We start from the raw sequence: 9329 nt of genomic DNA, 5'->3' as shown, positions 1-9329 counted from the left end.
ACATGGCCTTCACCTGCGTCCGGGCGGGATCCGGCGCTGGTGTAAGCTCGCGGCGGTTCGCGGGGAATGCCGCTTTTGGAAGACACCATGCCTGGAAACAGCCACGACGCGCCGCGCGCGCGCATGCCCCTGCACTGGAAGATGGCGATCGGGTTCGTCTCCGGATTGCTGCTGGGGCTGGTCGCGTACTACACCAGCGGCGCCGATGCGCCGTGGGTGCAGGGATTGACCACCTGGGTCACGCAGCCGGTCGGCACCGTGTTCCTGCGCCTGATCTTCATGCTGGTGATCCCGCTGCTGTTCTCGGCGCTGGTGGTGGGCGTGGCCGAGATGGGCGACATCCGCGCCCTCGGCCGGATCGGCTGGAAGACCCTGGCCTACACCGTGATCGTGTCCGGCATCGCGGTCGTCATCGGACTGTTGCTGGTGAACTGGCTCGAGCCCGGCGCCGGCGTGGACCCGGCGACCGCGCAGCAACTGCTCAGCGAGGGCGCGCAGCGCGCGCAGGCGATCGTCAGCGGCGGCAAGGAGCAGCCGCAGGGCCTGGACATGCTGCTGGCCATCGTCCCCGACAACATCGTCGGCGCGGCGGCGAGCAATTCGATCCTCGCGGTGATGTTCTTCGCGCTGATGCTCGGCATCGGCCTGGTGCTCACCGACAGCGCGCCCTCGCGGGTGCTGCTGCGCGGGATCGAGGGCCTGTTCGAGGTCTCGATGACCCTGATCGGGCTGGTGATCCGGCTGGCGCCGTACGCGGTGTTCTGCTTCATGTTCAACCTCGCCGCGCTGTTCGGCTGGGACCTGCTGGCGCGGCTTGGCGCCTATGTCGGCGTGGTGCTGCTGGCGCTGTCGATCCACATGTTCGTGGTGTATTCGCTGGCGCTGAGGTTCGTCGGCGGCTGGTCGCCGCTGAAATTCTTCCGCGGCGTGCAGGAGGCGATGGTGATGGCGTTCTCGACGGCCTCGTCCAACGCCACCCTGCCGACCGCGCTCAGGGTCGCCGACGAGCAGTTGCACCTGCCACGCAAGGTCTCGCGATTCGTGCTGACCGTGGGCGCCACCGCCAACCAGAACGGCACCGCGCTGTTCGAGGGGGTGACGGTGTTGTTCCTGGCCCAGTTCTTCGGGGTCGACCTGTCGCTGGCGCAGCAGGTCACGGTGATGTTCGTCTGCATCCTCGGCGGCATCGGCACCGCCGGCGTGCCGGCCGGTTCATTGCCCGTGGTGGCGCTGATCTGCGGCATGGTCGGGGTGCCGCCGGAAGGCATTGGCCTGATCCTGGGCGTGGATCGCCTGCTCGACATGTGCCGGACCACGCTCAACGTCACCGGCGACCTGGTGGCGGCGACGGTGGTCTCGCGCGGCGAGGTCGACAGCCACGGCGTGCTCGACGACGCGGCGGGGACGACCCCGGCCTGAGCTGCGTCAGTGGGCGCGCGCGGCCGGCTTCTGCGGGAACACCAGCACCAGCAGCGCGATCAGGCCCAGCAATGACGCCGATGCCGCGTAGCGGCCCAGTTCCAGTCCGCCGTGGCTGGCGGGCTTGTCCAGGAAGTCGCCGACCACCGCGCCCAGCGGCCGCGTCAGCACGAACGCCGCCCAGAACAGCGCCGTGCGCGACACCCGGGTCGTGAACCGGAGCACCGTCACGATCGCGAGCAGTCCGCCGAAGATGGCTGCACCACCGAGGTAACCAAACCCCGCCGAATCGGCGGTCCAGTCGCCCAGCGCGGTGCCGAGCGTTTGCGAAAACATGATGGTCACCCAGTAGAAGATTTCGGACCGGGGCGAGTTGACGGAGCCCACGTCCACCGTGCCCAGCGTGCGGTACCAGGTGAACAGCGATGCGACGAGCAGAGCGAAAAGCAGCAGGGCCCCGCCTGCGTACCCGATCCCCAGGGACCGGTCGGCATAGTCGGCCAGCGTGGTCCCGACCGTGGTGGAGGCGATGATCGTCACCCAGTAGATGGCCGGGTGGAACTTCTTCGCCGACACCTGCACGGCCACCGCGGCCACGAACAGCACTGCGAAGATGGCTGTGCCGACGAGGTAGCCCAGATCCATCGACATCGATACGGCATCGCCGCCGGTCTCGCCCAGCGTGGTCGCGAGGATCTTGATCATCCAGAACAGCAGCGTGACTTCGGGGACTTTGCTCAGCGCGGCACGGTTTTCGGCATCCATGGTCGTCTATTGAAGGGGGAATGGGCGAACGAGGGCGGATGCAGCAGGGCCCGGCATTACGGTTGGCGCGCATGGGTGCCTGGCGAGCGGCGGCTCTCCGGGCGCTTGGGGCACGGAGACGGTCGGTCGGTGGTTCCGCTTGCGTCGCAAAGATCTCCCGGCCACGGACTCGACTGGGCTTTCGGGATGTTCCGCGGCTTGCGTACTCATCTCCCAGCCCGCTGTCGCTCGATGGGCGAGCGCGCCGGGGAGACGGATTCAGAACTGTTTCGCATAGCCCACCATGACGCCATGGCCCGGCAGCAAGCCCATGATCAGCGGCGTCTTTCGGTGGTGCGCATACAAGCCCCAGGCGACGCCGATCGCGGCGCCCGCCAGCACGTCGCTTTGCCAGTGCCCCTGCACCTTGACCCGCGCGATCGCGTCGTAGGTTGGCAGAAGCGCCAGGGCCCATACGGCGGGATGGTCGTGTCCGTACCCGGTGATGAACGGCGTCACGATCGAACTGATCTCGGCGACCTCGCCACTGGGAAAACTGCCGTAGCCGCGTCCGTCGAAGAAATCATTGGGGTCGCTGTTCTGGATCGGCCGCTCGCGCGAAAACGCCAGCTTCGCCACCGAGGTCGTGCCGGCGGTCAACACCATCGCATCCAGCGCCTGGTCGAAAGTCCGGCCGATGCGCGAGTCGTCATCGGCGAACACGGCGCCGCCGATGACGGTCAACGCCGCACCCAGTGCGAAGTCCTTCTGGTAACTGCGCTTCCAGATGCCTGAATCGTCGTAGGCCACGCGGTGGTCGATGCCGAACGGGCCGCCAGAAGCACGTGCACAGGCGGGCGCCAGCAGCAGGCCGAGTGTCAGCAGGAGACCTGCCGTCATGGAACCGGATGCGGCAACGAGGTCGATGCGAGTGCCCATGGCCATCTGCCGGATAGAGACGTCCACGCTGCACGCAGGCGGGTTAGGAGGCCCTCAGGCATTCCTCAGGCAGCCGTTATGCGACGCGGCCCGTGGGCGCGTCCCGTGGCCGGATCGACGCGACAGCACGCCGCCGCGATGGGACAATGGCCGGGCCCGCGGTTCGCCGGGTGCCGCCCATTCGAGCCATGACGACGCCTTCCCCTGTGCAACCCAGCCGCCGCGACCGCGCCAATGCCCTGCGTTTCCTCGCCATCGACGCGGTCGAGGCCGCCAAATCCGGCCATCCGGGCATGCCGATGGGCATGGCCGACATCGCCGAGGTGCTGTGGAACGACTACCTGCAGCACAACCCGAACAACCCGAAGTGGTTCAACCGCGACCGCTTCGTGCTCTCCAACGGCCACGGCTCGATGCTGCAGTACGCGCTGCTGCACCTGTCGGGCTACGACCTGTCGCTGGACGAGTTGAAGAATTTCCGCCAGCTCGGCAGCAAGACCCCGGGCCATCCCGAGAACTTCGAGACTCCCGGCGTGGAAACCACCACCGGGCCGCTCGGCCAGGGCTTCGCCAACGCGGTCGGCATGGCGCTGGCCGAGAAGCTGCTGGCGCAGCGCTTCAACCGGCCCGAGCTGGCGATCGTGGACCACCGCACCTGGGTGTTCATGGGCGACGGCTGCCTGATGGAAGGGATCTCGCACGAGGCCGCGTCGCTGGCCGGCACCTGGGGGCTGGAGAAGCTGGTCGCCTTCTGGGACGACAACCGCATCTCCATCGATGGCAACGTCGAGGGCTGGTTCACCGACGACACTCCGGCGCGCTTCGAGGCCTACGGCTGGAACGTGATCCGCGACGTCGACGGCCACGATGCCGATGCGATCAAGGCCGCGATCGAGGCGGCGATGCGGTCGGAAGGCAAGCCGACGCTGGTCTGCTGCCGCACCACCATCGGCTTCGGTTCGCCGCACAAGGCCGGCAAGGAATCCGCGCACGGCGCGCCGCTGGGCAAGGACGAGGCCGCCGCCACCCGCGAGGCGCTGGGCTGGCCGCATCCCGCGTTCGAGGTGCCGCAGGAGATCCGCGACGCCTGGCGCGCCGGCAATGCCGGGCTGGTGCGCGAGCACCAGTGGGGGCAGCTGTTCGACGCCTACGCCGCGCGCCATCCCGAAGAGGCCGACGAGCTGGTGCGGCGCTCGCATGGCGACCTGCCCGAAGGCTTCTCCGCGGACGCCGATGCCTTCATCGCGAAGTTGCAGGTCGAAGCCCACGGGATCGCTTCGCGCAAGGCTTCGCAGCTGGCGATCGAGGCGTACGCGCCGCTGCTGCCGGAACTGGTCGGTGGCTCGGCCGACCTGGCGCATTCCAACCTGACCTTGTGGAAGGGCAGCAAGTCGGTCGCCGGCGATGACGCCGACGCCAATTACGTCTATTACGGCGTGCGCGAATTCGCGATGACCGCGATCAGCAACGGCCTGGCGCTGCACGGTTGCTTCATTCCCTATGACGCCACCTTCCTGGTGTTCAGCGACTACGCCCGCAACGCGGTGCGGATGAGCGCGTTGACGGGGGCGCGCGCGATCCACGTCTACACCCACGATTCGATCGGCCTCGGCGAGGACGGTCCCACCCACCAGCCGGTCGAGCACCTGGCGTCGCTGCGCTACATCCCACGCAACGACGTCTGGCGCCCGTGCGATGCGGTCGAGTCGGCGGTCGCGTGGAAGGCCGCGATCGAGCGCACCGATGGCCCCAGTTGCCTGGTGTTCTCGCGGCAGAACCTCGCCCACCAGGCGCGGAGCGAGGCGCAGGTCGCCGCCATTGCGCGCGGTGGCTACGTGCTCAAGGACAGCGATGGCGCGCCGGAACTGATCCTCATTGCGACCGGCTCGGAAGTGGGGATCGCGATGCAGGCGGCCGCCGCGCTCGGCGATGGCGTGCGCGTGGTGTCGATGCCGAGCACCTGCGTGTTCGATCGCCAGGATGCGGCGTACCGCGAATCGGTGCTGCCGAAGGCTTGCCGCAGGCGCGTGGCGATCGAGGCCGGCGTCAGCGATTTCTGGCGCAAGTACGTCGGCCTGGATGGCGCCGTGGTCGGTCTCGACACGTTCGGCGCTTCGGCGCCGATCGAGGCGCTGATGCCGCATTTCGGCTTCACCGCCGACAACGTCGCCGCCGTCGCCCGCGCCGTTTAACCAGGCCTGGTCCAGCCCGGTCCCGTTGCGTCGGGACGGGGGCTTGACAGCAACGATTACAAGCGTAAATTCATGTCATGGGTTTACAGGTGTAATCGAATGCAGGTCAGCGAAGCCGAATCGGTGGTCATGGAGGTCCTGTGGACGGCCGAGGCAGGCGGCCGCGCGCCACTGGCGGCCGAGGACGTCGTCGCCGCGCTCGCCGACCGCCAGGACTGGCAGGAGGCCACGATCAAGACCCTGCTCAATCGCCTGCTGAAGAAGGGCGCGATCAAGGCGTCCAGGGACGGTCGCCGCTACCTCTATACGCCGGTGCTCAGTCGCCAGGCCTGGCTGCTGGACGAGAGCGAAGGACTGCTGCAGCGCCTGTTCGATGGCCGGGTCGCGCCGCTGGTGGCGCATTTCAGCCGCCATCGCAAGCTCGACCGCGCCGACATCACGGCGCTGCGCAAGCTGATCGAGGAGATCGACCATGCCGGCGACTGACTTCATCGGCCCGTTGCTGGAAACCACGCTCGCCAGCAGTCTGGCCATCGTGCTGGTGCTGTTGTCGCGGCGCGCGTTGCGGACGGGGTTCGGCCCGCGCATCGCCTATGGCGCGTGGGCGCTGGTGCCGGTGGCACTGCTGGCGGTGCTGCTGCCGGCGGCGCCGGCGCCGATCGCGATCGCGGTGCCGACGGCCGCGGGTCTTGCCGCTGCACCGGCACGCGCGCTGGCTGCGGGCGCGGCGATGCCGGACCTGCGCGGGCTGTTGCTGTTGGCGTGGGCGCTTGGAGCGGCATTGGCGACGATCGCGTTCGCCTGGCGGCAACGACGCTTCCACGAAGGCCTGGGCCGGCTGCGCGCGCATGGCGACGGGCTGCAGGCAGACGCCAGCGAAGGTTTGCCCGCGGCCATCGGCTGGTGGCAGCCGACGGTGGTGTTGCCCGCCGATTTCGAGACCCGCTACAGCGCCGGCCAGCGCGCCCTGATGCTCGAGCACGAGCGCACCCACATCGCCCGTGGCGACCTCCACGCCAACGCCTGCGTGGCCGCGTTGCGCTGCCTGTTCTGGTTCAACCCGTTGTTGCACTACGCCGCGCGCCGGTTCCATCACGACCAGGAACTGGCCTGCGACGCCTGCGTGATCGCACGCCATCCGCGCGCGCGCCGGGCTTACGGCGAGGCGCTGCTGCAAGCTCAATGTGCAGCCCAGGGAATCCCCGTGGGCTGCCAGTTCGGCTTCGGCCATCCACTCAGGGAGAGAATCGCCATGCTCGTCAAACCCGTTCCGTCGCCGCGGCGCTTGCTGGCCGGCGCCGCGCTGGTCGCTACCCTGGCCCTGGGCGCAGGCGTCACCGCCTGGGCCGCGCAGATGCCTGGCCAGGCAACCGCCGTGCCGCCGCCGCCCGCGCCGCCGCCGGCTCCGGCAGCGCCGGCCGCCCCGGTTCCCCCGGCGCCGCCCGTTCCCCCTAACGCCGCCGGCCTGCAGGCGCTGCCGCCGCCGCCCGCACCGCCGCCGCCGCCGCCGCCGCCGGAGCTGCCGCTGGTCGTAAGCAAGCAGGCGCCAGCCTATCCCCCGGGATTGAACGACAAGGGGATCGATGGCGAGGTGATGCTGGTCCTGGACGTCGCCCCCGACGGCAGCGTCGGTAACGTGGTGGTCGAGCGTTCGCAGCCGGCGGGCCTGTTCGACGCCGCCGCGGTCGAGGCCGCGCGCAAGTGGAAATTCAATCCCGGGATGAAGGACGGCCGCGCCGTCGGCGGCCGCGTGCGGGTGCCGATCTGGTTCAAGTCCGAACCCAAGGCCGCGGCCCCTGCGGCGAAGGGCTGATCACGCCATGGTGGCACGGGCACGCGCAGGCGATGCCGCGCGTGCCACTCAGGCGAACAGCAGCTTCGCCGCGGCCACCAGCAGCACCACGCCCAGCACGCGCCTCAGGCCGCGCACCGGCAGCCAGTGCAGCCCGAGCTGGCTGCCGAGCAGGGCGCCGATCGCGACCACGCCCAGCCACAGCGGCAGCATCGACGGCAGCGTGCCGGTGGCGTGCAGCAGCCCGGCCAGACCGGTGAGCGAATTGATCCACACGAACGCGACCGAGGTGCCGCTGGCTTCCCGCGTTGGCATCCAGCGCGCGAACAGCAGCAGCGGCGTCAGGAAAATCGCCCCCCCGGTGCCGGTCAGGCCCGACAGCACCCCGATCGCCGTACCGGCCACCAGGCCCGGCAGCCAGGGCACGCGTCGGCCCGCGGTCTCGGCGTCCTCGCGCTCCGCGCGCGCGGCGTGATGGAACACGCCGATGGCGGCGACCAGCAGCACCATGCCCAGCAGCAGCGAATAGCTCTCGCGCGGCAGCTGGACCTGTGCGGCCAGGAACGCGGCGGGCGCCGACGCCAGCACGAACGGCAACACGTTGCGCCAGCGCACGTGGCCGCCGCGCCACCAGCGCAGCAGGCCGATGCCGCCGACCAGCAGGTTGAGCGCAAGGGCGGTCGGGCGCACCTGCTCGGGCGCGAAGCCGAGCAGCGCCATCGCGGCGATGTAGCCGCTGGCGCCAGCATGGCCGACCGAGGCGTAGAGCGTGGCGACCGCGAAGAACAGCGCGGCCAGCAGCAGGTCGGTTTCGCTCACGCGATGCCGTCGGCTGGCGGGATGACCTGCAACGGAACCTGCAGGTAGCGCCTGCCGGCCGCATCCGCATCGGGCAGGCGGCCGCCGCGGATGTTGACCTGCAGCGCCGGATACAGCAGCACCGGCACCGGCAGGCCGGCATCGCGCTCGGTGCGCGCCGCGACGAACTGCGCCTGCGTTGTCGTCGCGTCGAGCATGCGGTTGTCGCGCCGGGATTCGGCGACGCCGACGCTGGCCCGCGGCGAGCGGCCCGCGGGCGGATAGTCGTGGCACAGCCACAGCACCGTATCGCCGGGCAGGGCATGCAGGCGGCGGATCGACGCGTAAAGCTGTTCGGCGCTGCCGCCGGGGAAATCGCAGCGCGCGGTGCCCACGTCCGGTGCGAACAGGGTGTCGCCGACGAACACGTTGTCCTCGATGCGGTAGGACAGGCTGTCGGCGGTATGCCCCGGGGTCGCCAGCACCTCGATGCGCAGGGCGCCCGCCTCGATCACGTCGCCGTCCACCAGCAGGGCATCGAACGCATCGGCGATGGTGCGGTCGCCGGGAGCGATGCCGAAGACCCCGCAGAAATGCGCCTGCACCTCGCCGATGCCGGCGCCGATCAGCACCGGCGCCGAGGTGCGTGCGCGCAGGAAGGCCGCCGAACTGAGATGGTCGGCGTGGGCATGGGTCTCGAGGATCCGATGCACGTGCAGCGAGTGCGCGCCCACGTAATCCAGCACTGCCCGTGCGCTGTCGCTGGACACGCGCCCGGCCTTGCCGTCGTAGTCCAGCACCGGGTCGATCACCACCGCATCGCGGCCGCGGCTGGCGACATGGCTCCAGGTGCCGGTGTCGGCGTGGAAGAACGACTGGATCTGCAGGCCGTCGTCGCTCACGATCCCTCGCACAGCGGCGCATCGCCGCCGCAATAGATGCCGTGCAGGGTAGCAATGACGGCTTGCGCCGGGCCACTGGCCAGCGAGTAGTAGATGCTCTGGGCTTCACGACGCGTCGTCACCAGCCCGTCCTGCCGCAGCAGGGCCAGGTGTTGCGACAACGCCGACTGGCTCAGGTCCAGCCGCGCATTGAGTTCGCCGACCGAACGCTCGCCTTCCGCCAGCAGGCACAGCAGCATCAGCCGCTTCTCGTTGCCGAGCGCCTTTAGCAGCTGCGCGGCGTCGCCGGCGTGGACACGCATCGCTTCGGGATCGATCGTGGGCATCAGCGCATGGTCGGGCGCAGCCCGGCCACAGTCCAGTCGCTGGCGCCGCCGGTCGTGCAAGCGGCCTCGTGGCGCGCGCCCCGGGCCGCGCCCCCTGCGGTGCAGGCCGTTCGGCGGAGGCCTTCGGCGGGTTGGTCCCCCGCGCGGGCGTGCGCCGGTGCCCGAACGGCGACCGGCAACACAGGCCTGCCGCGCCGCACGGCGCTGGCCCCGGCGC

General features: G+C 69.9%; 9 protein-coding genes. 4 read left to right on the top strand and 5 right to left on the bottom strand.

Annotation, left to right across the window (positions count from 1 at the left end):
• Positions 1-66: 66 nt before the first annotated feature.
• Positions 67-1419, top strand: a complete 1353-nt coding sequence (locus MQC88_RS06075) for a dicarboxylate/amino acid:cation symporter (RefSeq protein WP_425491562.1) — start codon at positions 67-69, stop codon at positions 1417-1419.
• 6 nt (positions 1420-1425) lie between these two features.
• Here the strand turns inward: MQC88_RS06075 and MQC88_RS06070 are convergent, their stop codons facing one another.
• Both MQC88_RS06070 and MQC88_RS06065 read right to left on the bottom strand, forming a co-directional pair.
• Positions 1426-2184 carry a COG4705 family protein gene (locus MQC88_RS06070; RefSeq protein WP_243319951.1) on the bottom strand — a complete coding sequence of 253 codons (759 nt, stop codon included), beginning with the start codon at positions 2182-2184 and terminating at the stop codon, positions 1426-1428.
• 258 nt (positions 2185-2442) lie between these two features.
• The gene (locus tag MQC88_RS06065; RefSeq protein ID WP_243319950.1) at positions 2443-3063 is read right to left on the bottom strand and encodes a phosphatase PAP2 family protein; all 621 of its coding nucleotides are present in this window, start codon (positions 3061-3063) and stop codon (positions 2443-2445) included.
• A gap of 227 nt (positions 3064-3290) precedes the next feature.
• On the opposite strand from MQC88_RS06065, the gene tkt reads away from it, so the two are divergent.
• The 3 genes from tkt (at position 3291) to MQC88_RS06050 (ending at position 7107) form a co-directional block, all read left to right on the top strand.
• A complete protein-coding gene (gene tkt, locus MQC88_RS06060) occupies positions 3291-5294 on the top strand; it encodes a transketolase (protein ID WP_243319948.1) in 2004 nt (667 codons plus the stop codon).
• 99 nt (positions 5295-5393) lie between these two features.
• A complete protein-coding gene (locus MQC88_RS06055; RefSeq protein WP_243319947.1) occupies positions 5394-5780 on the top strand; it encodes a BlaI/MecI/CopY family transcriptional regulator in 387 nt (128 codons plus the stop codon).
• Complete coding sequence (locus MQC88_RS06050) at positions 5767-7107, top strand: TonB family protein (RefSeq protein ID WP_243319945.1); 1341 nt, start codon at positions 5767-5769, stop codon at positions 7105-7107. Before MQC88_RS06055 ends, MQC88_RS06050 begins: the two co-directional genes overlap by 14 nt.
• Positions 7108-7155: 48 nt before the next feature.
• Here the strand turns inward: MQC88_RS06050 and MQC88_RS06045 are convergent, their stop codons facing one another.
• From MQC88_RS06045 to MQC88_RS06035, 3 genes are read right to left on the bottom strand one after another with little or no spacing between them, the layout of a single operon-like run.
• The gene (locus MQC88_RS06045; RefSeq protein ID WP_243319944.1) at positions 7156-7905 is read right to left on the bottom strand and encodes a sulfite exporter TauE/SafE family protein; all 750 of its coding nucleotides are present in this window, start codon (positions 7903-7905) and stop codon (positions 7156-7158) included.
• Positions 7902-8786 carry an MBL fold metallo-hydrolase gene (locus MQC88_RS06040; RefSeq protein WP_243319942.1) on the bottom strand — a complete coding sequence of 295 codons (885 nt, stop codon included), beginning with the start codon at positions 8784-8786 and terminating at the stop codon, positions 7902-7904. The genes MQC88_RS06045 and MQC88_RS06040 overlap by 4 nt, the downstream gene beginning before the upstream one ends.
• Positions 8783-9112, bottom strand: coding sequence for an ArsR/SmtB family transcription factor (locus MQC88_RS06035; RefSeq protein WP_243319940.1), 330 nt, complete (start codon positions 9110-9112; stop codon positions 8783-8785). The genes MQC88_RS06040 and MQC88_RS06035 overlap by 4 nt, the downstream gene beginning before the upstream one ends.
• Between the last annotated feature and the right edge of the window lie 217 nt (positions 9113-9329).

It is taken from the genome of Cognatiluteimonas sedimenti, from assembly GCF_022808325.1.
GTDB classification, from domain to species: domain Bacteria; phylum Pseudomonadota; class Gammaproteobacteria; order Xanthomonadales; family Xanthomonadaceae; genus Cognatiluteimonas; species Cognatiluteimonas sedimenti.
Note: the sequence above shows the minus strand (reverse complement) of the source record. Positions and strands in the feature narration are given on the sequence as shown.

What these genes read in the sequence shown, in the direction of transcription:
- MQC88_RS06075 (WP_425491562.1), top strand. Translation starts at nt 67, where the DNA reads ATGCCGCTTTTGGAAGACACCATGCCTGGAAACAGCCACGACGCGCCG.
- MQC88_RS06070 (WP_243319951.1), bottom strand. Translation starts at nt 2,184, where the DNA reads ATGGATGCCGAAAACCGTGCCGCGCTGAGCAAAGTCCCCGAAGTCACG.
- MQC88_RS06065 (WP_243319950.1), bottom strand. Translation starts at nt 3,063, where the DNA reads ATGACGGCAGGTCTCCTGCTGACACTCGGCCTGCTGCTGGCGCCCGCC.
- tkt (WP_243319948.1), top strand. Translation starts at nt 3,291, where the DNA reads ATGACGACGCCTTCCCCTGTGCAACCCAGCCGCCGCGACCGCGCCAAT.
- MQC88_RS06055 (WP_243319947.1), top strand. Translation starts at nt 5,394, where the DNA reads ATGCAGGTCAGCGAAGCCGAATCGGTGGTCATGGAGGTCCTGTGGACG.
- MQC88_RS06050 (WP_243319945.1), top strand. Translation starts at nt 5,767, where the DNA reads ATGCCGGCGACTGACTTCATCGGCCCGTTGCTGGAAACCACGCTCGCC.
- MQC88_RS06035 (WP_243319940.1), bottom strand. Translation starts at nt 9,112, where the DNA reads ATGCCCACGATCGATCCCGAAGCGATGCGTGTCCACGCCGGCGACGCC.